Raw genomic sequence first — 21,979 nt, forward strand, 5'->3', positions numbered from 1 at the left:
TCAGTTCTTTCCGAGGGATTGCTGGACCGCTTCTTCGGCCTCCTCGCCGGGGGTAACGACGCGGTACCTGTCCGCTATCGCTCGATAGTTTCCCGAAGCCAAAGCCAGTACGGACTTGAAGAAGGCCACGCCAAGCGAAGCCGCAAACGCCAGCATGCCGAACGCCCAGATGGCCTGCGGTATCACCAAAGGAATCTGGAGAGAGGATGCGGATCTCGACGAGCGTAGCCACGAGGTCTCGAGCACCAGCCAACTGCTATAGATCAGGAAAACCGACAGCAGAAAAAGCGAGGCGATTGCCAACAAATCGAACAGTGCCCGGGGACCTGCTGCAAGCCGCTGATAGACGACATCAATGCGGATGTGGCTGCGGGCATAAAAGCCCGCCGCGAGAGACCAAGAAATGCCGATAGCGAACAGATAGCCCGCAATTTCATCCACACCGGTAATATTGGCCCCGGTAAGTTTGCGCAGCACGACGTCGATAGAAACGAGAAATCCCAGCGCGAGCATACCCCATCCGCTGGCCACGATCATCCACTGAGCCAAAGCCCTGCAGCTCCGATCGGCGATGTCGACCACCCCGCCGTCGCCGACGGTGGGGCGACGGCCTTGAGTGTCCTGGGGGCTCATCGAGAGGCAACCACGCCGACGACCTTGCCGACTGTCTGGTTCCATTCTTCGACGCATTCGGCCGAACAGCGCGCAGCCCACTTTTTCAGTACGACTTCCTCCAGGATTTTCTTGCGCTGGGCATCGTCAGTTTCCGAGGGGGCAACATACTTCATGGCGGCAGGTTGGCCGTAGGAGCATTCGCCCGCTCCGGTATTACAATCGATCCCCGCCTGATCATCCGTCGCGGTCAGAGTCCAGAGATCCGCCTCGAGCTTGGATACCGCCTGAGCAAGCTCCCCACGTTCGACGTCGGAAAGCGACTCCCATTTGTTCTTGTTGGCGGCGACGAGCGTCAGTCCCCAGCCGAAGCGCATCCCGAAGAGGTTTGACGTCACTTCGGGCCATTTAAAGGTGAAGCCCGTAAGGGTTCCCGTGATGCCGCAGTCCACCACTCCGCGCTGTAGTGCCGGGACGACCTCCGCCAGCGGCACACTCACGCCCGTGGCGCCGGCCGCCTCCACGAATTCATTCATGCTGGCGCCGTAAAAGCGAATCTTCCTTCCCTTCATGTCTTCTATGGATGTCACGGGCTCGCGGCAGTAGAGCACCTGGCTTGGATTGGGGTAGACGCCAAGAAGAACCAATCCCTTGTTTTCGAGGCTCTTCGCCATGATCGGACGGTAGGCGTCCAGCGCTTTCTTGCCCGTTTCAACGTCCTGAATAAGGCCCGCGAGCTCCAAGCCCTCGATGACCGGGTCGTCCGCAACTGAATAGCCGACCACGATGTGGGCGACATCGAAGACGCCCATCGTGGCCAGCCGCAGAAGCTCTGCTCCGGACAGGCCGAGTTCCGAGTAGTTCGATACGCGCGCGGTGAGCGCCTGTTGCGTGAGATTCGGAAGCTCATCTGACCAGAAAGGCCGCTCAATGGCCTCGTAGGCGTGAAGGTTCGACCAGGGTGTCACCACGTTTAGCTGCGTCTGAGCCATTGCAGGACCGCAAACAAGCAGCGCCACTGCGCACAAAGTGTTTCTGAGAAGCTCTTTCATCCGTTCCCCTTCGCTTATAATTTCAGTCCGGTTATCATTGCTCCCGGCTTGACCTCGAGTTCAGTGTGCCGTTGCCGGGGAGGCCACTCTTATGTCGAGCCAACCGGCCTCTGTCACCGCGGCCTCGTCGCCGGCATGGAGGATGACAGTGGTTGTCTCAGCTTCGATCAACGCAGGCCCGGCGATCCTCGCGTCGGGCTCGAGGCGTTCCATGTCAAGAACTGTTGCATCCATCCATTCTCCCGATGTGAACACTTTGCGGGTCCGGTGGGAGGTCGGCTCGCCCTTGACGACCGAGCGCAGGCCCACGCCCGTTCCACGCGCGACCTCGCCCACGACGGCGACGCGTGCGTTGACGAGATCGACCTCCTGCCCACGAGAGGCGTAGGTATAGAGTTCTTCGTGCCGCTGGTGAAATCGTTCGATGGCCGCGGCGGCGAAGCCGGACGCCTCCGGATCGAGCCCCACCAAGCTCACATCCACTTCGAAGATCTGCTCACCATAGCGCATCTCCGCGGAACGCTCGATGCGCTCCGACTGCGCGAGATGTTTCGGCAGTCGGTTCCGCGCCTCCTTCTCGAGCGACGCGTACAGGGCCCGCAAGGCATCATCGCGGAGTATTTCCAGATCGCCGACGCGGCTTTGGGATACCTCGTAGCGAAGATCGCTGGCCAACATGCCCCATGCCGACAGAACCGATGCCGTACTTGGAATGACCACACGCGCCACACCCATCTCGCGGGCGACCTCTACGGCATGCAGCCCGGCGGCACCGCCGAAGCTGAGGAGTGAAAAACGACGGGGATCGACGCCGCGTCGCAGTGTCATCAACCTGATTCCGTCCGCCATCTTGATGTTGATCAGCTTGTGGATGCCGGCTGCCGTGGCAACGGTGTCAAGACCGAGCTGTGCCGCGAGCGACTGCACGGCCGCTTCGGCGGCGGCAACGTCCAACGTCGCCTTGCCGCCGCGGAACGCTGCCGGGTCGAGGTAGCCTAATAGAAGGTTGGCGTCCGTCACCGTCGGCAGATTCCCTCCGCGCCCGTAGCATGCGGGTCCGGGCACAGCCCCTGCCGACTCCGGGCCAACTTGGAAACCGCCGATGCTGTCATACTTGGCAATTGACCCGCCGCCGGCTCCGATTGAGAGGATGTCGAAACTGCGCAGGCCGATCCGCTCTCCGGCCAGCCCCCTGTCGGATGTCAGCGCGATATTGCCATCGGCAATCATCGAGATTTCCGTGCTGGTTCCACCCATGTCGAACGGCAGAACATCTTCGGCGCCGAGCAATGCCGCGCAGGCTCGACTTCCGGCGATGCCGCCCGCTGGGCCGGAAAGGCAGGTGCCCGCCGCGAGAGCTGCCGCCTCCTCTATCAGCGCAATGCCACCGTGAGAGAGAATGATGAAGACCCTCCCCTCTTCTAACCCGTGGCCGAGAAGGCGGTCGCTGAGCTTGCCCAGGTAGTTCCTGACCGTAGGCCCGACATAGGCGTTCACGACGGTCGTGGAGAGCCGCTCGAATTCCTTAATCTGAGGCAATACCTTGCTTGAAATAGAGACATAAGCTTCGGGAAAATATTGGGCGAGCAGTTCCTCAGTCCGCTGTTCATGGGCCGGATTGCGATAGGAGTGCAGATAGCAGACCGCAATGGAATCGACCCCCGAGCGTTTCAGGACCCCGATTTCTTCCACAACAGCGGCTTCATCCAGTTCGACGATGATCCGCCCATCGAAGCCGATCCGCTCCTTGATACCCCGTCGCAGATTGCGCGGAACGAGCGGCTCCGGCGGCGGCATCAGCAGGTTATAGCGGTCTGGCTTCAGCCCTTCTCGCATCTCGAGTATGTCGCGATGCCCAGCGGTGGTGAGCAAGCCGACTTTTGCCCCCTTCCGCTCCAGAAGTGCGTTGGTAGCGACGGTCGTCCCATGAACGACCCTGGTGGTGGACTTCAGCAACTCCTCGAGAGAATGGTCGAGACGCTTCGCGAGATCTCGAAGTCCGGCTATGACCCCGACGGACTGGTCATGCGGGGTCGTGGGAGCCTTCGTGAAGGTCGTCGTTCCGCTGTTGTCGATCGCAACGACATCCGTGAACGTTCCGCCTACATCGATGCCGATCTGGTAGGAAACAGCCATTATTAAATTCCTGGGAAGTGTATTTCGGTCGAGGTGACGAATTCCCGTTCCAAGTCTTTGGCGCGGTCTTCAGCGCGTCGCTTCGCCGGGTCGCCCCATCCCCCGCCGCCGCCGGACCTGATCGCCAGCAAACTTCCACTTTCGATACGGATGCCGAATTCTTTGGTCCTGAGAGGGATGGATGCGTCTTCCGTTACCAGTCGATAGTCATGTGGAGCGCCATCCTTGCCACCACAGATGCCAGCCGCGCCGTGGCGGATGCCTTCGCCCGCGGTATGGGCGAAAGCCGGGACTTCCACCCGCAAATCCATCTTGGTGCCAAGGCCACCACGAAATTGCCCGTCGCCCCCGGATCCGGGCCTGAATTCGTGAGCTTCGAAAAGCAACGGAAAGCGTGCCTCGGTGACCTCGATGCTGCCGAATTTGATGCCGCCGACCGAGTGCCACTCACCCGCTGTGGACCATCCGTCTCCGCCGGGTGATGCTCCGCCACCTGGGCGCGCGTGGAACATGTGCCAAACGAACCGTCTACCGTTTCTCGGATTGTCACCGGTGACCGAAATTCGGAACCTGCGCCCCCATCCGCCCATCGTCCGGTCCGGACACGCCGGAGTAAGCGCCCTCACCACAGCTTCGACAATTTCATTGGCCGGGTGTGTGGTCGCCATCGTCACCGGCGCATTGTTGTCGGCATAAACGATGGTTCCGGGCTTCAGTTTCACGCTCAAAGGCCTGAAGGCGCCGTCGTTCTTGGGTGTCTCCGGGTCAATGAGGTAGGCGAAGGCCATGGCAACCGCGGCCTGCGTATTTGCGTGAGACGAATTCGCGAAGCTGGTCGATTGCGGATCGGATCCGCGGAGGTCCACCTCTAGATCGCTGCCACGCTTCGTGACCTTCGCTCTTACCGCGACATTCTCCCGACCGCGCCCATCGTCGTCCAGGAAGGCTTCACCGTAATACACACCGTCGCTCCAGGAGGCCACGACCTCACGCGCCTGCCGCTCCGCGCCGTCCAGAATGGCTTCGATCGCATCGCAAACCGTCCGCGTGCCGAACTCCTCGAACAGCCTGACCACCCGGCACCCACCCAGATGCGCAGCGCCGACCATGGCGTCCAGATCGCCACGAAAATCGCGTGGGAAGCGGACATTCATGAGAATCATGTCGACCAGATCGTCACGGATAACGCCGCCCTGCGCGAGCTTGATTGGCGGTATGCGGAGGCCCTCTTGCCAGATCTCCGTCGCGTTCGGATTGTAGGCGCCGTGCGTCGCGCCGCCGATATCCCCCATATGAGCGCGAACGACGGTCCAGAGCAGCCGCTCGCCATCGGAGAAAACGGGCACGAAGGCCGTCAGATCGGGAAGATGGCTGCCACCGGCATACGGATCATTCAGAAGGATGACGTCGCCTGGTCCTATGTCGCCGCCGAAGCGCTCCTCGACAGCGCGCACCGCCCAGGGAAGTGCGCCCACATGGATCGGAATATGATCGGCCTGAGCGATCAACCGGGAATTCCGATCCAGAATGCCGATGGAAAAGTCGCGACTCGCGTTCAGAATTTGCGAGTAAGAGGTTCTGAGCATCGCCTCTCCCATCTCTTCAACGATGGTGCCGAGACGATGTTGGACGACTGAAAGCGTTATCGGATCGGTTGTTCCTGCCACTTTGTTCCCCGCCGTTTCGATGCGGCGGCGAAATTAGTCGGCACTTGGAGGCAGGGTCCAATATCCATTACATATGATATTATCACCATGACTTAATAATAATGACAAATCAAATTGTTATGATGGCTTCTTCTGCATTTTGTCGACTATTCTCAGGAGCTCGCCCACCAAATTTGCCTTATCGTTAGGCAACCAGGCCGCATAGAGTTCAATTGGCGGGCTATAATCGAGCAGGGGCTTGAACACGACACCTTCTATGGCGAGACGCCGCGCCGAGGAAGGCACAAGCGCCATACCCGCTCCGGCCCCCACAAGACAGAGCATAGTCGTCATCTGCGGTGCGTCTTGGATAGCGACCGGGATGTAACCTCCCGAGCGGCAGACATGCAGAATGAGGTCGCGAAAGCCCGGTGCCTCAAGTCTATCGAATATAACGAGCGGCGTGCCGTTGAGATCGGCAAGACGCACCGCCGGCTGATCGACGAGAGCATGAGCGGGAGGCAAGGCCACCAGGAAAGAGTCCTGATGGACCAGCCGAATGCTGATCCTTTCGTCGATAACAGGAGGCCGGACGAACCCGATATGGATATCGCCCTTCTCAAGTGCCTCGAGTTGCATGGGTGAGGAAAGCTCCTTCAAAGACAGGCTCACATTGGGTCGCAATTTGCTGAATTCGGCAATTAGGGGCACGGCGAACTCGAGCGCGGCGGTGCCGGTTACGCCGATCGAAAGGCGCCCGTCTTCTCCTTTGGCGGCAAGACGAGTCATGGCTTCAGCGCGCGCCATTTGGGCAAGGATTTGCTGCCCCTCACGCAGCAGCGTCTGCCCCGCTGGAGTCAATTCGATCGGCCTGCGGCTGCGGTCGATCAAAGTGACATTAAGTTCTGCCTCGATCGATTTGATCTGCTGCGACAAAGGAGGTTGTGCCATGTTGAGGGCGTCGGCTGCCCGGCCGAAATGGCCTTCCTCCGCCAAGGCGATGAAGTAACGAAGCTGCCGCAGATCCATGCCTTCCTCCTACCGGCAAACAGTGGGGTCGCAAGCCGACCGAATGCTGGAATCGGCGGCAGACTATGGACCTCGCACGATTGTGGTCCAGATCGAAGTGACAAATCCGGTCGGCCATCATGAGCACGGAACGGTTCGATCCTACCAATGCGCGTTTGTTGCTGGCCGCGGGAACACCGGTGGCCCGACATAGCGCGCTCGCGGCCGGATGAGCCGCCCGGTGCCGATCTGTTCCATTGCATGGGCGAGCCAGCCTACGACCCGCGCCGCCGCGAAGATCAGAAACGGTGCATCCTTCGGGAGCTTGTGGACCATGGCGATGGCCACTGTGGCGAAATCTATGTTGGGCTTGAGGCCCGTTGCGGACAACGCCTCCCCGGCCAGTTCGCCGAGGAGAGGCGGCAGGCTTAGCCGCTCGAGCAGCGCGGCCCCCCGCGGATCGGCATCCGGATAAAGCTGCTGTCCGAAGCCAGGCAGCGGATCGCCATCGCCGAGCCGCTCCCTTATGGCCTGGCGCGCGCCTTTGGCTCCCGCCTCCTCGATCAGAACCTGAACCCTGCGCGTCGCTGCGCCATGGGCCGGGCCGAGCAGCGTGGCCAGCCCGGACAAGGCAGCTGCCGCGAGCGGCGCGCCCGTCGATGCCGTCACCCGCGCCGCGAAGGTGGATGCGTTGAGTTCGTGATCCGCCATCAGCACAAGCGCAACTCGGATGGCGTCCGCGCCGGAAGCATCGGCGTTCCAGCGGCGCGCCAGCCCGCCTGCTATATCGAGACCGGAGGAAAGATCGGCGCCCAGCGCCGCGGCGGCAGAGCGGACGATCTGCGCCGATTCGTCAATCAGCGAGTTAGCGGCCCGCCCCGAAGCGGGATCGCCTCGGCAGGCGGCGGCAGCCAGCATCGCCATTGCGGCCTCGACAGCAGGCAGGCTCCGATCGAACGGCAGAAGTTCTGCGGAGGCAGGAAAACCAGCCGCACCCCAAAGCAGCACTGCCGCCTCCTCGAGCGTTGCCGTTCTTGCCAGAACGACCGCGTCGCACCCCCGATAGAAAAGCCGCCCACCAACCACGGTCGAGATCGATGTCGCGAGCACGGCGTCTCCCCACGAGATCGCGCTTTCGGCCACTGCGGCCGCACGCCGCCCTCGCGCTCGCCGCTCCAGGAGCCTTGTCGCGTCGGATCTCGAATAGAGGCTGCGCCGCGGATCGGCCGGATCCTGCAGGGCAGTGACCAGCTTGCGGCTGACATAGGCGTAGAGCGTTTGTGGCTTCACGCCCAGCAGTTCCAGGACGGTATCGCGATCGATCCATTCAGTCATATCGATTCAGGCATGTTGATTATGTTGATCAAGATTGACGATCAACACGCGTTATCACACATCGGAAGAAACTGCGAAGGAGAAAATCATGCAGGGCCTTGATGGGATTGTCGCCGCTGAAACCGTCCTTTCCGACGTAGACGGAGCGAATGGCCGGCTGGTCATACGCGGTCATCCGGTGGAGGAGCTTGCGCGCGACGCCACGGCGGAATCAGTCGCGCATTTGCTGCTGTCCGGCTTCTTCGCTGATGAACCGGGTGGCGCGAATGAGCTGGCTTCGGCAATCGGGAAAGCGCGGGAGGAAGTATTCAGGCGCCTGTCCGCCCAGCTGGAAGTCATCGCATCGCGTTCCCCTGTCGAGGCATTGCGCGCCGGGCTGGCGCTTCTGCCCGACGGGGACGACTTTCCGGCGGCGCTCAGGCTGCTCGCCGCACCAGCGGTCCTGACGCCGGCCATCATCCGGCTGCAGCGCGGCGAGGCGCCGCTGGCGCCCGACCCGGAGATGAGCCAATCCGCCGACATGCTGCGCATGCTCTCGGGCCCCCCGGCCTCCGAGGCCAGCCAGCGGGCGCTCGACGCTTATCTGGCAACCGTTTCCGATCATGGTCTCAACGCTTCGACCTTCACGGCCCGCGTAGTGGCCTCCACACAGGCAGGCCTTGGCTCGGCGGCGATCGCGGCCCTGAGCGCGCTCAAAGGGCCCCTTCACGGCGGCGCGCCCGGCCCGGTGCTGGACATGCTGAAGGCGATCGATGCGCCGGAGGCAGCGGAGACATGGCTTGCCGGAGCGCTGGCGCGCGGCGAAAGGCTGATGGGCTTCGGCCACCGCATCTACAAGGTCCGTGATCCCCGGGCCGATGCGTTGAAGGCCGCGATTGAGGAACTTTCCAAGGCCGAGGCGCGCACGAGCCGCCTGGCGCTCGCCGAAGCAGTGGAAGTAGCTGCGCTTCGTACATTGCGGCGGAAAAAACCGGGGCGACGGCTGGAGACCAATGTCGAATTCTATACGGCCGTCCTGCTCGATGCGTTGGGCTTTCCGGCCGACAGCTTCACCTGTGTCTTCGCCGCGGGCCGCATGCCGGGCTGGATCGCCCATGCGCGGGAGCAGGAACTGACCGGCAGGCTTATGCGTCCGCAGTCGCGGTATGTAGGACCGGAGACGAAAGAAGCCGCATGAAATAACAGGGGCGGCTCCTGGAGCCGCCCCTGGTGATTTGCTTCGAGCGAGTTTAGCCGAACGGGATCAGTCGTCGCGATAGACCTTTTCGCGGCGCTCATGCCGCTCCTGCGCCTCGATCGACAATGTCGCGATCGGCCTGGCATCGAGACGCTTCAGTGCGATCGGCTCACCCGTTTCCTCGCAATAGCCATAGGTTCCTTCATCGATGCGCTGGAGGGCAGCATCGATCTTGGCGATCAGCTTGCGCTGCCGATCCCGGGCGCGCAACTCGATTGCGCGATCGGTCTCGGATGACGCCCGATCGGCAAGATCGGGATGGTTTGCGTTTTCCTGCTGAAGAATTTCGAGAGTTTCGCGCGCCTCACGCAGAATGTCGTTCTTCCAGGAAACGAGCTTTGCTCTGAAGTAAGATTTCTGCCGCTCGTTCATGAACGGCTCGTCTTCTGAGGGGACGTAATCGGCATCAACGAGTTCGTTCATTCGACTCACCCACAACCCTTTGATGGGCGCCTATATATTCGGCGACCAAAGGCCGCACAAGATCAAAGCTTCTCACCTTCACGCAAATGTTGACCGCAATTGTGAGCGCCTGATTCGCGGCGGCGATCTCTCTCCCGCGCGCTACGGGCTGTTGCACCTGCGCCAAGGGCACACTAATCCTTGATTTGAGCTTCAAGGCCGCTTCCCGGCCTATGCGAAAGGACCGGAGGGGATGACCTGGCTCTTTCTGTTGCGGCATTCCAAGGCCGGCTGGGCCGCTCCTGGGATGCGTGACTTCGACCGCCCTCTCGACGCCTCGGGTGAAGGCGACGCCGAGGCCGTCGGCGCAGCGATGCGCGCCAATGGCTACACGCCGGAACTCGTGATCTGCTCGAGTGCCCGGCGCGCCCGACAGACGCTCGACGGCGTGGCCCGCAACCTGCCCACCGGCCGGGTCGTCTACGCGGACGGGCTCTACAGCACCGACGCCATGGGTTACGTCGACATCATCCGCGACGCACCCGAGGCCGCTTCGATCCTGTTGATCGGCCACAATCCCATGACAGAGGATGTCGCGATTGCCCTGTCGGGCGACGGCGAGGAAGCCGCCAGATCGGCCATGCTCGGCGGCTTCCCGACATCGGCGCTGGCTGTTATCCGTTTTCCCGGCAAGCTTGCCGAGGCCGCACCGGGCAAGGGATATCTCGAAGCTTTCCTGACGCCGTCGGATCGTTAGCCACGATCGTCCTTGTCCGCGATGGTTTTAACACCCCACAACAGCCACTATATCGATCCAGGGTTTAGAGAAGGCGTATCTTGGCGACATCGCTGACGACATTTACCGACGAAGCGCGGATCGCCTTCGATACGCTGTCAGGCCGTGCGGCCGGCCTGTTCTCGCCGTCGCTCCGGCTGGGTGTCACCGGGCTTTCCCGCGCCGGCAAGACGGTCTTCATCTCGGCCCTGGTGCACAACCTGATCCACGGCGGAAGACTTCCTCTCTTCAACGCGCAGAAATCCGGGCGCATCGCGCGCGCATTTCTGGAGCATCAGCCGGACGACGCGGTGCCGCGCTTCCAGTATGAAGATCATGTCGAGGCGCTGGTCGCGAGCCGTATTTGGCCGGATTCGACACGTGCAATTTCCGAATTGCGGCTGACCATCGAATATGAGTCCGCATCGGGCTGGAACCGCATGTTCTCGAGCGGCAAGCTCTCGGTCGACATCGTCGATTACCCCGGCGAGTGGCTGCTGGACCTGCCTTTGCTCGGCAAGGATTACGCAGAATTCTCGGCCGACGCCTTCCAGCTCGCCGCCTTGCCGGTCCGCGACGACCTTTCCGCGGACTGGCGCGCGGCGGCAAGCACAGTGGACCCGCTCGCCGACGCCGACGAGATGACGGCGCGCCGTCTGGCCGAGAGTTTCGCCTGGTACCTCAAGGCTTGCAAGGCGGATAGCCGCGCGCTCTCGACTTTGCCACCCGGGCGTTTCCTGATGCCCGGCGACCTCGAAGGCTCGCCGGCCCTCACCTTCGCGCCATTGCCCGACCTCGGCCAGGGCGGAGCACGTCCCGGTTCGCTGCAGGCAATGATGGAGCGGCGTTACGAGGCCTACAAGACCCATGTGGTCAAGCCGTTTTTTCGGGAGCACGTTGCGCGCCTCGACCGCCAGATCGTGTTGATCGACGCCATGCAGGCGTTGAATGCTGGACCGGCCGCGGTAGCGGATCTCGAGCGCGCACTGACCGAGATCCTGGCCTGCTTTCGCCCGGGACGTGGAAACCTGCTGACCGACCTGTTCTCGCGCCGCATCGACCGCATCCTCATCGCCGCCACCAAGGCGGATCATCTCCATCACGAAAGCCACGACCGGCTCCAGGCGATCGTGCGCCGCCTGGTCGACCGTGCCGTCAAGCGAGCCGACGTGAGCGGCGCCGAAGTCGACGTTCTGGCGATGGCCGCCATTCGCGCGACGCGCGAAGGAACCGTCAAGCAGGGCCGGGAAACCCTGCCGGTCATCATCGGCACACCTCTTGCCGACGAGACGATCAATGGCGAGACATTCGACGGAGAGACCGAAACAGCCATATTTCCCGGTGACTTGCCGGAGAGACCTGAATCGGTTTTCGAAATTGCCGAGGAAATGGAGCGGCAGGGATCTCCGGTCCGCTTCGTTCGTTTTCGGCCGCCCAAGCTCGAACGAACCGCGGAGGGCGTCACGCTGTCCCTGCCGCACATCCGGCTCGATCGCGCCTTGCAATTCCTGATCGGAGACAGACTGGCATGAGGGAGCCGCGAAGACCTGCCGCCTTCCGGATCGAACCCGAAGCGCCGGGCCCGACGGAGCGCAGAGCTCCGGGCGATGGAGGCGAAACGAAGCCGCGTAAGCCGAGAGCCGTGAAAGCCGAGGCCGCAGTGGTCATACCCGACGAGATCGACGCCTTCGACCTGCCCGAAGCAACCTCCACGCCGCCGCCTGCGGAGGCCCCAAGGCGGCGCTCGACAATGGGCGTGGTCTTCGCGGGCGCTTTCGGTATACTGATCTCGCTCGCTGTCGGGCTCTGGACGGACCGCCTGATCCGCGATCTCTTCACTCGGGCCGATTGGCTCGGCTGGCTGGCACTTGCCACTGCAATCATCGCGGCCCTCGCGCTCGTCGTCATCATCGCCCGGGAAGTTTTTGCCCTGATGCGTCTTGCCTCGGTCGAGAAACTGCGTGCCCGCGCCGCCGACGCGATCGCACGCAACGACCCCAAGGCAGCCCGGGCGGTCGTGTCCGAGCTGACGAGACTGGTTTCCGCCAAACCTGAGACCGCCCAGGGACGCCGCGCCCTCGCCGAGTTGCACGACGATGTGATCGATGGCCGCGACCTCGTGCGCATCGCCGAGGCTGAAATCCTTGCGCCGCTCGACACCCAGGCGACGGTCCTGGTTCTCGACGCGGCAAAGCGGGTATCGCTGGTGACCGCCGTCAGCCCTCGCGCCGTCGTCGACATCGCCTATGTCGTGTTCGAAGCCGGCAGGCTGATCCGTCGGCTGGCCGAGCTCTATGGCGCACGGCCAGGAACGCTCGGCTTCTTCCGCCTCACGCGCAGCGTGCTTGCCCATCTGGCCGTCACCGGCTCGATCGCGATGGGAGACAGCTTCGTTCAGCAGATCGTCGGGCACGGGCTGGCGGCAAAGCTTTCCGCCAAGCTCGGCGAAGGGGTTGTCAACGGCATGATGACCGCGCGCATCGGTTTGGCTGCCATGGAGACTGCCCGTCCCCTGCCCTTCGAAGCCGTGAAGCGTCCGGGCATGGGTGATTTCCTGTCGGCGCTTGCCTCCTTCGCGGGCAGATCGAAAGGCGAAAAATAGGCTTGCGATGCACGGCTATCATGCGCATTCTGGCCTGCGGAGAGGCCCGATAGACGAAGCATTAACCAATCTTGTTCATGGTTCCGTCAGGCGGTTCTCAGTCTCGATGTAACCAGGTGTCCCCGTATGATACGCGCAGTTTTGTCCGCTTTCCTGCCGCTGGCCGCGGCCTCGGCCGCCCTTGGCGTGACGAATATCGCTGCCGCCAACGAAATGGACAAGAAGTTCTTCCAGCAGATCGAGGGCGAATGGGTCGGCCCGGGCGAGATCGTCGCCGGTAAATACAAAGGCACCAAATTCACCTGCAGCTTCACCGGCTCGACGCCGGAAGTGAAGGTGGGCATGACATTGGCCGGGAGCTGCCGTGTCGGCGTATTCACGCAAAAAATGTCGGCAACGGTCGAGCGTGGCACCGGCGGCTATCGCGGCACCTTCATGGACGGCGCCGCCGGCAAGGGACTCGACGTGGTATCCGGCAATGTCGATGGTCGTCGGGTGGTGCTCGGCCTCAACCGCGCCGCCCTGAAGGGCGCGATGATCGCCAAGCTTTCAAACGACGATGCCATGACTGTAACGGTCTCCGTCCGCGTCGAGAAGCAGATGATTCCAGTTATCGGCATGAACCTGAAGCGCGTCGACGGCGCAGCCGTCGGCTCGATCGCGCAACAGCAGTAATATCAGTAGTACTATCGGTCGATGAGCATCTCACCTTTTGGCGCGGCTCCCGGGGATGCGTGCCAAAGGGGTACAGGCTGTCCAGAGAACCCCATAGTCTCTCAACTCTGCGCTTTCCGCCGAGATGGCTGCATGTAGTGCAGGACGTTGCGGATGACCTGCTCGTGGATATCGGCCTGTTTGTCGATGTTGAAATGGCCGATATCGCTGGCTTGCGAATAGTCCTTGTTTTCCATGTCGCCATGGAATCCGGTGTCGCCCACCACCTTTTCGCCCCAGCCGTGGGTCTCGAAATAGTAGTTGTCCACTTTGCCGACATTGTCCGGCACGGGATCGGGGGCCGTCGCCGCGAAGGTGACGAGGTATTCGACCTGAATGTTCTCCTTCCGCAAGCGTTTCGCCATGAGAATGACGGCATTGGCGCCGAGCGAATGACCGATCAGGATAACCGGCTTGTGTCCGTACTTCTTCTGATTGGCGACAATCTCGGCCGCACCGGAAGCCCACGCGCCGTGGCTGACCACATGTACTTCGATGCCCCTCTCTTCCAGCTTCCGGCCCAACTCGTCCACACCGCGGGAAAAAACGTCGGCAAAACCGCGAAGCAGGTAGATATCGCCCCGGTACTGGGATCGCACAAGCGTATTCCCGTCGGGCCGGACGTAGTCAGACTTCCGCTCGCCGTCCGCCGCGGCGGAGCCGCGTGTGCCTGTCAGCGCGATCAGCAAAGCCAGCGCGAGGCTCAATGAGAACCGCATAGTGTTTTCCTGAGGTCCGCGGGCCACGTTGGGCAGACAGGATGCGCGGAAAGCGGCGTCCCGGCGGGGATCGCGGGGTGATGCTAAGAAGTCAAAGGATACGTGGGATCACGCGGCCAGTTCGAGCGGCATAAGCGTCATACGCTTCACCGAAGGTTTCCCGCATCATCGCTTCCTCGTGCCCTACCCTGTAGAAATAAAGCAGACCGACGCCGACCAGGCCGGCAAGTCCGGCAACGAAGTTCGGTATGAGCAGCGCCTGCGCGATCGCCCACAACCAGAACGACGAATACATAGGATGCCGCACGTATCTGTAAAGGCCGTCGGTCACCAATCTGTGGCTGTCTCGTATCTCGAGCGTCACGGACCAGTTCTTGCCTAACTGGCGATGGCTGGCGTGGAACAACAGCAGGAAGCAGAGCATCGCTATGGTCCCGGCCCAAGCCATCCACGGCCGGAACGGATAATCGGCCCAGGCGGGGATACCGGTTACGACATAAGCCAGCGGAATGATCGAAAGGCTGAAGCTCGCCACGGCCAACACGGTCCGGTCCCCAAGGGATCGATCGTCCCGGACCACCGTGATCTTCCTGGCGCGCCGTTGATAAGGCCAGCGTATCGCAAACCAGGCGACGAGCCCCGCGGCCCAGACGGCAAAGGCGACGGTCTCTGTCATGATGTCGGCTCCTGAGTGGCTCCCGCGCCGGTGACCTTTGCCTCGGCCCGGGCGCGAAGCGGCAGAGGTCCGCAGCAGATCATGAAGAAATCATAGAAATACTGCTTCGTGTTGCCAAAGATATATTGATAGTGAACCCGGAAGAAGTTGCGCTTGACGCGCTTGTACACGGCAGATTCAAGCATGTCGCGAACGCGCACTTGCCAGATCACTGGAAAAGTTCGGCCACTGTGGCGCGGCTCCAGCTTCATCTTCTCGATCGGATCGCATTTGTAGAAATTTATGACGTCGGTCAGGCACTGGACTTCGAGCCAATCCAGCCTGCCGTCGTCGACCAGCGCCTGGACCTTGCGCCGGAAGAGGCCTCCGGCAGGATGCAGTCCGACCTTGAGTGCTGTAGAGCCGAGCGTGAGGACGCAAACTTCGGCGCCGCGAGCGGTCAACAATGGATCCGCTTTCAGCGCCTCGGCGGCAATGTCCAGGGCCAGGGCGCCACCGGTGCTGTGGCCGACAAGCAGGATCTCGTCGAATCCTCGCCGATGGGCCTCGCTTGCGACCGCCTTCCCGCAGCGCGCCAGGAATGCTTCCGCGTCAGGCCGCTTTCCTCGCAGATAGTTGCGCGAGAAGGACCAGAGATCCATCAGATGCGTGACGGGCCACCTTTTCCCCAAAGTGGCGAGGAGCCCGAAAAAGAGAGCCACCCCGAGCAGGATCTCGACAAGAGCGCCGCCAGGAAGCATGCCGCCTGCTTCCATCCACCCGGCGACCAGCCAGGCCGCCACCGCGAACAGCATCAGCAGCGCGAACGGATAAAGGAAGTAGAGGGAAAAGCGCCAGCTTGCCCGCGCCATTCGGAAGAAAGTGCCGCTCGCCACATAGTCGGCGAAGGTGACGAGATATTTCCACAGGCGTACGGGAAGCGGCCGGGCGAAATCGCCGAGCACGATCTTGTCGAGCACGAAGAAGTTGAAATCGGTTTCGACCGCCCACTCTCGTGCGGTTGTGCGGATCGTCACCCGCCCCACTTCTCCGTCCGCCGAAACGTCGATCGGAGACACCTCGGCCGAAACGTCCCATGTCTTTTCGAAGCGCGCGATTTCCCTCGTCAGGCGATCGAAGAACGCTTCCGGCGTCTTCGGATCATATCCACCGATGAAGAAAACGCCGCGACGGGCAATCGTCTTGTCGTTCATTGCAATCCGAACTAGCGGTCGATCACGGCCATCCCCCCGGGACTCGCCGAAGGCTTCTAGCCAGCTTGGAGCCGGTAGAGAAGCCTTTAGATCATGTTCGGGTCAAGTCGCATCGTTCTGCCTGTGGTCGGTTGCCTTTGTCCATCCCGCTCCCCATAGTCGAACGAAACATGGCCGGCGCGGACGCGCCTGATGGAGACCGGCAGGAATGGCGGCGGAAGCAGCAACTGCAGAAAATGTGGTGCAGGCGGTCGCCCTGCTCGGTGCCGCAGTCATTGCCGTTCCCATATTTCGCCGGCTCGGCCTGGGATCTATCCTCGGCTACCTCAGCGCGGGTCTTGTCATTGGCCCCTTCGGCCTGGGCATCTTCTCCGATCCTGCCGCCATACTGCATGTGGCCGAACTCGGCGTGGTGATGTTCCTGTTCATCATCGGGTTGGAAATGCGACCATCGAGACTATGGAGCCTGCGCGGCGAGATCTTCTTTCTGGGCGCGCTGCAGGTCGGGGTCTGCTCTGCACTGCTCACCTGCCTCGGCCTGTTGGGCGGCTTCTCGGTGGCGCAGTCGTTCGTCGCGGGAGCCGGTTTCGTCCTGACCTCGACGGCCATCGTCATGCAATTGCTGGAGGAGCGCGGCGATATCTCCGCGCCGAAGGGCCAGAAGATCGTCTCGATTCTCCTGTTCGAGGACCTGGCGATCGTCCCGCTGCTGGCTGCCGTGGCGTTCCTTGCCCCGATTCCTGCCTCGGCCGAGGAGACGGGTCTGCTGGCGCGTCTGGCTGCGGTGGGAATAGGCGTCGGCGCCATCGTCGGCCTGGTGGTCGCCGGGCGTTATCTGCTCAACCCGCTGTTTCGACTCCTGGCGGATTCGCATGCCCGCGAGGTCATGACGGCGGCCGCGTTGCTCGTCGTGCTAGGATCGGCACTTGTCCTCCAGCTTGGCGGCCTGTCGATGGCGATGGGCGCCTTTCTCGCTGGCGTGCTCCTTTCGGAATCGACCTTCCGCCACCAGCTCGAGGCCGATGTCGAACCTTTCCGCGGCATCCTGCTGGGTCTGTTCTTCATGGCCGTCGGCATGTCGCTCGACCTCGGCGTCGTCGCGGCGAGCTGGCGTCTGGTCCTCGTGTACGTCCTGGCATACATGGCGGTGAAGGCTATTGGCATTTACCTCGTGGCCCGCCTCCTGAGGTCCAGCCACCGCGAAGCCGTCGAACGGGCGGTGCTGATGGCTCAGGGCGGCGAGTTCGCTTTCGTGCTTTATTCCTCCGCCATGGCCGTGGGCATCATCGACGGTCAGGCCAATGCAGTCCTCACGGCCATCATCATCATTTCGATGGTGCTGACGCCGCTGGCCATCTTCATGCTGCGCCGGATCATGCCGGAACAGGAAGAAGTGTCGCTGGAAGGTGTCGATGTTGTCGAGGAGCTCAACGGCAGCGTGCTGGTCATCGGCTTCGGCCGGTTCGGGCAGATCGCGAGCCAGCCGCTGCTGTTGCGCGGCGTCGAGGTGTCGATCATCGACAACGACGTGGAGATGATCCAGGCGGCGGCGACTTTCGGTTTCAAGGTTTACTACGGCGACGGCACGAGACTCGACATCCTGCACGCCGCGGGCGCCGGGCGCGCGCGGGCAGTGCTCGTCTGCGTCGACAAAGGAGACGTGGCGGTCAGAATAACGGAACTCATCAAGACCCACTATCCGCTGGTTCCGGTCCTCGTACGGGCGTACGACCGTGGCGTAGCCCTTGCGCTCCTCGGCGCGGGCGCCGATTACCAGCTTCGCGAGACCCTCGAATCCGCCTTAGCCTTTGGGCAGAAGACATTGGAAACGCTAGGAATCGAATCCCAGGAAGCGGCGGAATTGATAGAAGACGTACGACGGCGCGACGAGGCCCGCTTCGAGGCGCAGATCACCGGCGGGTTGCAAGCCGGCCGCGGCTTCATGAAAGGCAATATGCCCGAGCCCGTGCCCACACCGCTTCTGCCGCCGCGCAAGGCCGGCAAGGCCATGAACGAGGAAGCCGCGGCGGCACTCGACAAGGTGGCCGCCGGCGGCGAGCCGGCGCCGGAAGCGGGCAAGCCCAGCTCGCCCTAAGCTAGGGTTCCCACCAATCGGACCCTCCGCCCTGTCGTTCGATCCCCGCCCGATCGATCGCGGCAGCGTGTTCGGCGATCGTTTTTCCCGAAATGACGAACCCTGGCGCGATCTCGGCAAGAGGCACCAGGACAAAGGCGCGCTCCAGCATGCGCGGATGGGGAAGCTCCAGTCCTGGCTCATGCAGCGAGACGTCGTCGAAGGTGAGCACGTCGATATCCACGATGCGCGGCCCCCAGCGTTCCTTCCTCACCCGCTTCAGCGCGAGTTCCGCCTTGAGGCAGAGATCGAGCAGGCCGTGCGGCGTCTGTCGCGTTGCGATCTCGGCAGCCGCATTGAGGAAGTCGGGCTGGTCGAGCTTGCCCCAAGGCGGCGTGCGGTAGAGAGAGGAAACCGCGACGACGCGCGTCGTGGGGTCCGCATCCAACATGCGCAATGCCGCGGCCATGGCCTTGGCTGGCTCGCCGAGATTGCCCCCGAGGCTCAGATAGGCGCGCTGTTCATTCCGGCCAGACAACGGTCACCTCGACATGGTCGAGCACGCCCGGTACGGGCGCGCTCGGTTTGCGCACGGTAATCTCGGCGCGTTTGATCTGCGGGAATCGATCGCCCAGCGTCTTGGCGACGTCAAGAGCCAGCGCCTCGATAAGGAAGCGGCGCTTGCCGGTGACGACGCGCTCGATGACGCCGAAAGCGACTCCGTAGTCTACCGTACCCTCTAGCGAATCGTTCTCGAGGGCTTGCCCCGGATCGACGGTCAGGACGGCATCGACATAGAAGCGCTGGCCGAGCATCTCCTCTTCGTCATGGACGCCATGACGGGCGAAGAAGGCGCAGTTCTTCATGCGGATCAGATACATCGGCCCCCCGGTTTCGAAATTGCCTCATCAATCATAACATTGCCGGCGCGGCGCGTCCCGATGGATTGCGGCGTCGACAACGCTTCATGCCCATCGATGCGTCGACTGCCGCCGCGTGTCGGAAATGCAACGGACTCGCCCGGCCGGCACCGGCCGGGATGATTTTCATTGCGCAAAGGGACAGGCTCAAGCAAGGTGCACCGATGAGGGACTTGAGACCTGTATTGTGTACCGTCGCACTCTTGGCTTTGACGCCATGGCCCGCGCAAGGCGCCACCGTCAGCAAGACCTACAACTACTTTTCCATTGGTGGCAGCACGCTCGAGGAGATCGAGAACGAGCTCACGCTGAGAGGCCCCCAAGTGAAAAGCACCGGCAAACGCCATCCTGGCGCGACCCAGATGGAGTTCACGACACGGCTCACTTACGGGGAGAAGAACGGCCGCTGCTGGATCGCCGACGCCAAGGTCAACATGCGTGCGAAGGTGACCCTGCCCCGGTGGAAGCCGAGGACCAAGGCCGATGGCGACGTGCGCCTCATCTGGGAAACGCTCGCTTCCGATATCAAGCGGCATGAGGAAAGCCATATCGTCATCGCCAAGAATCATGCCCGCAAGTTGGAGCAGTCACTCAAGGCGATCGGCCGCCAGAAGACTTGCGCCGCGGTCGCAGCGAAGGCGCAAGCGGTCCAGAGTTCGGTGTTAGCCCGCCACGACGCTGCGCAAGACCGCTTCGACAAGATTGAAGGCATGAATTTCGAGAAGCGCATCCTTAGCCTGCTGGAGTACCGGCTGCAGCGCATGCGCGCTTCCGCCAAGGCGCGGTAGACCTCGAACGACCGGGCTGCCGGACCGGCATCGCCGCCCAGGATCTAGACCACTCCGAGCTTCTTCTGGAGGCTGGTGGACGAGGTTGTGTACTGGAACACGATCCTTTCGCCGGGGCTGACGATGCGCTTGGCCGCCTGTGCCATCAAGGCGGCCTCGTGGAATCCCGACAGGATCAGCTTGAGCTTGCCGGGATACCAATTGATGTCGCCTATGGCGAAGATCCCCGGCACCGAGGTCTCGAACTTCTCGGTGTCCACCGGGATCAGGTTCTCGTGAAGGTTCAACCCCCAATCCGCGATCGGACCGAGCTTCATCGTGAGGCCGAAGAAGGGCAGCAACCTCGTGCAGGCCACCTCGAACTCGCCTTCCGGCCCCTTGATTCTCGCCGATCGGAGCACCCCATCCTCGCCGGAAAGCCCCGTCACCTGCCCGACATGGAACTCCAGCTTCTTCATTTCCTGAAGCGCGTACATCTTGTTCACACTGTCGGGAGCGGCGCGGAATTCCGGCCGCCGATGGACGAGTGTGACGCTTCTCGCTACCGGCTGGAGATTGAGCGTCCAGTCGAGCGCGGAATCGCCGCCGCCGACGATCAACAAATCGTGGTCGCGGAAGTCCTCCATTCGGCGCACCGAATAGAAGACACTCTTGCCTTCGTAGTTTTCGATCCCGGGGATCGGCGGCCGCTTCGGCTGAAACGAGCCGCCGCCGGCGGCAATAACCACCACCTTGGCTTCGAAGACCTCGTCCTCGTCGGTGGTGACGCGAAAGCTGCCGTCATCGAGGCGCTCGAGGCTGCTGACCATGCGATTGAAAGTGAACCCCGCCTGGAAAGGCGCGATCTGCTCCAGCAAGCGATCGACCAGCCCCTGCGCCGAGATCGAAGGATACCCCGGAATGTCGTAAATGGGCTTTTCCGGATAAAGCTCGGCGCACTGGCCCCCGGGGCGATCGAGAATATCGATCAGATGGCACTTCATGTCGAAAAGGCCGAGCTCGAATACTGCGAATAGCCCGACGGGTCCCGCGCCGATGATGAGAACGTCGGTTTTCCCCAGCGAATTCATGCAGCACCTCTTCCGGCCTGGATAGCTCCGCGCGACCACAGTCCCGCTACGCTCGATGCCGCACAAGCTAGATCATTGCACCGCGAGGTGTGAACCGGCTTGTTGACATGGATTCGAGCCGAATGTCGCGCCTGGGGTCAGCCCTGCCGTTCGGGAATGCGGACGACAAGCCCATCAAGCTCGTCGCGCACCTTGATCTGGCAGGAAAGCCTGGAATTCGGCCTGACGTCATAGGCGAAGTCCAGCATGTCCTCTTCCATGGCTTCCGGCTCGCCGACGAGGTCGGTCCAGGCCTCGTCGACATAGACGTGGCAGGTCGCGCAAGCGCAGGCGCCGCCGCATTCGGCCTCGATGCCGGGCACCGCGTTGCGGATTGCATTCTCCATGACCGTGGACCCGTTCTCCGCCTCGACGTCGAACTGCGTGCCGTCAAAGGCGATATAGGTGATCTTGGTCATTAGACGATCCCGGCCCGGAAGGAGGAAGCCATGCCGAAATAATGACTCCGGCGCGCATGTCAACTGCGGCCGAAAAGCGCCGCCTCTAGCCGTTTCGCGACGATCAGCGGTTGATCGAAGCGATGAAGTCGCGCGCCTCGTCGATCAGCGTCGACAGCCGCTTCAAGGCCTGACGATCGTCGGGGTGCTTCTCGATCGCCTCCACGCAGTCGGCGATGGCGAAGGCGCCGATTCCGCGGGCGGAGCCTTTGAGCCCATGCGCCAGGCTGAGCCGCTCGGCCGAGGCTGCTTGGTCGAGCCGGTCGCGGACCGACAGTGCCTGCTGCACGAACAAAGCAAGGACTTCCTGCTCCACCTCCCGATCGCCTAAGGTCTGCCGCGATAGATGAATGAGATCGATAGGGCGGGCATGCGCAGCCTCGCGCGGCTCGCCTCCTGGCCTGTCGAATGCGACGGCCTCGACCCCGTTGTGCACCATCGAGACACTCCCCAATCGATAGTTGAGAACTTCTCTCAAACTAGCCCGGTCATGTGGACAACCAGTTAATGTTTGTCGGATACT

Annotated in this window: 22 protein-coding genes; 7 read left to right on the top strand and 15 right to left on the bottom strand. The window is 62.3% G+C overall.

Features of this window, described 5'->3' with window-relative positions; translation table 11 throughout:
* The 6 genes from ACCO56_RS14355 to ACCO56_RS14380 form a co-directional block, all read right to left on the bottom strand.
* Entirely contained in the window at positions 1–633 is a 633-nt protein-coding gene (locus tag ACCO56_RS14355; RefSeq protein ID WP_433641427.1) for a TRAP transporter small permease subunit, read from the bottom strand.
* On the bottom strand, positions 630–1,664 hold the full coding sequence (locus ACCO56_RS14360) for a TRAP transporter substrate-binding protein (RefSeq protein WP_433641428.1): 1,035 nt from the start codon (positions 1,662–1,664) through the stop codon (positions 630–632). The genes ACCO56_RS14355 and ACCO56_RS14360 overlap by 4 nt, the downstream gene beginning before the upstream one ends.
* A 60-nt stretch (positions 1,665–1,724) precedes the next feature.
* The gene (locus ACCO56_RS14365; RefSeq protein ID WP_433641429.1) at positions 1,725–3,800 is read right to left on the bottom strand and encodes a hydantoinase/oxoprolinase family protein; all 2,076 of its coding nucleotides are present in this window, start codon (positions 3,798–3,800) and stop codon (positions 1,725–1,727) included.
* A 2-nt stretch (positions 3,801–3,802) separates the two neighbouring features.
* Complete coding sequence (locus ACCO56_RS14370) at positions 3,803–5,467, bottom strand: hydantoinase B/oxoprolinase family protein (RefSeq protein ID WP_433641430.1); 1,665 nt, start codon at positions 5,465–5,467, stop codon at positions 3,803–3,805.
* 117 nt (positions 5,468–5,584) lie between these two features.
* Positions 5,585–6,475 carry a LysR family transcriptional regulator gene (locus ACCO56_RS14375; protein WP_433641431.1) on the bottom strand — a complete coding sequence of 297 codons (891 nt, stop codon included), beginning with the start codon at positions 6,473–6,475 and terminating at the stop codon, positions 5,585–5,587.
* Between the two features lie 141 nt (positions 6,476–6,616).
* Positions 6,617–7,789 (bottom strand): citrate synthase, encoded by a 1,173-nt coding sequence (locus ACCO56_RS14380; RefSeq protein ID WP_433641432.1) that lies wholly within the window; start codon positions 7,787–7,789, stop codon positions 6,617–6,619.
* An 85-nt stretch (positions 7,790–7,874) separates the two neighbouring features.
* Here ACCO56_RS14380 and ACCO56_RS14385 point away from each other — a divergent pair, with 85 nt between their 5' ends.
* A complete protein-coding gene (locus tag ACCO56_RS14385; protein ID WP_433641523.1) occupies positions 7,875–8,966 on the top strand; it encodes a citrate synthase in 1,092 nt (363 codons plus the stop codon).
* Positions 8,967–9,032: 66 nt separating this feature from the next.
* Here the strand turns inward: ACCO56_RS14385 and dksA are convergent, their stop codons facing one another.
* Positions 9,033–9,449, bottom strand: coding sequence for an RNA polymerase-binding protein DksA (gene dksA, locus ACCO56_RS14390; protein ID WP_202305125.1), 417 nt, complete (start codon positions 9,447–9,449; stop codon positions 9,033–9,035).
* A gap of 232 nt (positions 9,450–9,681) precedes the next feature.
* On the opposite strand from dksA, the gene ACCO56_RS14395 reads away from it, so the two are divergent.
* From ACCO56_RS14395 to ACCO56_RS14410, 4 genes are all read left to right on the top strand, one after another.
* Positions 9,682–10,185, top strand: a complete 504-nt coding sequence (locus ACCO56_RS14395; protein WP_433641433.1) for a SixA phosphatase family protein — start codon at positions 9,682–9,684, stop codon at positions 10,183–10,185.
* Between the two features lie 80 nt (positions 10,186–10,265).
* Positions 10,266–11,735: a YcjX family protein gene (locus tag ACCO56_RS14400; protein WP_433641434.1), complete on the top strand. Its 1,470-nt coding sequence runs from the start codon at positions 10,266–10,268 to the stop codon at positions 11,733–11,735.
* Positions 11,732–12,805, top strand: a complete 1,074-nt coding sequence (locus ACCO56_RS14405) for a YcjF family protein (RefSeq protein ID WP_433641435.1) — start codon at positions 11,732–11,734, stop codon at positions 12,803–12,805. The genes ACCO56_RS14400 and ACCO56_RS14405 overlap by 4 nt, the downstream gene beginning before the upstream one ends.
* Positions 12,806–12,931: 126 nt before the next feature.
* A complete protein-coding gene (locus ACCO56_RS14410; RefSeq protein WP_433641436.1) occupies positions 12,932–13,480 on the top strand; it encodes a hypothetical protein in 549 nt (182 codons plus the stop codon).
* Positions 13,481–13,581: 101 nt separating this feature from the next.
* On the opposite strand, the gene ACCO56_RS14415 is transcribed toward ACCO56_RS14410, so the two are convergent.
* From ACCO56_RS14415 to ACCO56_RS14425, 3 genes are all read right to left on the bottom strand, one after another.
* Entirely contained in the window at positions 13,582–14,238 is a 657-nt protein-coding gene (locus ACCO56_RS14415; RefSeq protein WP_433641437.1) for a thioesterase domain-containing protein, read from the bottom strand.
* A gap of 91 nt (positions 14,239–14,329) precedes the next feature.
* A complete protein-coding gene (locus ACCO56_RS14420; protein WP_433641438.1) occupies positions 14,330–14,914 on the bottom strand; it encodes a protein-S-isoprenylcysteine O-methyltransferase in 585 nt (194 codons plus the stop codon).
* Positions 14,911–16,107, bottom strand: a complete 1,197-nt coding sequence (locus ACCO56_RS14425; RefSeq protein WP_433641439.1) for a lipase — start codon at positions 16,105–16,107, stop codon at positions 14,911–14,913. Before ACCO56_RS14425 ends, ACCO56_RS14420 begins: the two co-directional genes overlap by 4 nt.
* A 208-nt stretch (positions 16,108–16,315) precedes the next feature.
* On the opposite strand from ACCO56_RS14425, the gene ACCO56_RS14430 reads away from it, so the two are divergent.
* Complete coding sequence (locus ACCO56_RS14430; RefSeq protein WP_433641440.1) at positions 16,316–18,202, top strand: monovalent cation:proton antiporter-2 (CPA2) family protein; 1,887 nt, start codon at positions 16,316–16,318, stop codon at positions 18,200–18,202.
* Position 18,203: 1 nt separating this feature from the next.
* Here the strand turns inward: ACCO56_RS14430 and folK are convergent, their stop codons facing one another.
* Positions 18,204–18,719: a 2-amino-4-hydroxy-6-hydroxymethyldihydropteridine diphosphokinase gene (folK, locus tag ACCO56_RS14435; protein ID WP_433641441.1), complete on the bottom strand. Its 516-nt coding sequence runs from the start codon at positions 18,717–18,719 to the stop codon at positions 18,204–18,206.
* Complete coding sequence (folB, locus tag ACCO56_RS14440) at positions 18,703–19,062, bottom strand: dihydroneopterin aldolase (RefSeq protein ID WP_433641442.1); 360 nt, start codon at positions 19,060–19,062, stop codon at positions 18,703–18,705. Before folB ends, folK begins: the two co-directional genes overlap by 17 nt.
* An 86-nt stretch (positions 19,063–19,148) precedes the next feature.
* Between folB and ACCO56_RS14445 the strand changes: the two genes are divergently transcribed.
* Entirely contained in the window at positions 19,149–19,889 is a 741-nt protein-coding gene (locus ACCO56_RS14445; RefSeq protein WP_433641443.1) for a DUF922 domain-containing Zn-dependent protease, read from the top strand.
* A 44-nt stretch (positions 19,890–19,933) separates the two neighbouring features.
* Here ACCO56_RS14445 and ACCO56_RS14450 read toward each other — a convergent pair whose 3' ends face one another.
* The 3 genes from ACCO56_RS14450 to ACCO56_RS14460 all read right to left on the bottom strand — a co-directional run bounded on the left by ACCO56_RS14450 (position 19,934) and on the right by ACCO56_RS14460 (position 21,895).
* The gene (locus tag ACCO56_RS14450; protein ID WP_433641444.1) at positions 19,934–20,959 is read right to left on the bottom strand and encodes an NAD(P)/FAD-dependent oxidoreductase; all 1,026 of its coding nucleotides are present in this window, start codon (positions 20,957–20,959) and stop codon (positions 19,934–19,936) included.
* A 137-nt stretch (positions 20,960–21,096) separates the two neighbouring features.
* Positions 21,097–21,417, bottom strand: coding sequence for a 2Fe-2S iron-sulfur cluster-binding protein (locus tag ACCO56_RS14455; RefSeq protein WP_433641445.1), 321 nt, complete (start codon positions 21,415–21,417; stop codon positions 21,097–21,099).
* A 103-nt stretch (positions 21,418–21,520) separates the two neighbouring features.
* Entirely contained in the window at positions 21,521–21,895 is a 375-nt protein-coding gene (locus tag ACCO56_RS14460) for an Hpt domain-containing protein (RefSeq protein ID WP_433641446.1), read from the bottom strand.
* Between the last annotated feature and the right edge of the window lie 84 nt (positions 21,896–21,979).

This window comes from Mesorhizobium sp. 1B3, assembly GCF_050958605.1.
GTDB lineage: Bacteria > Pseudomonadota > Alphaproteobacteria > Rhizobiales > Rhizobiaceae.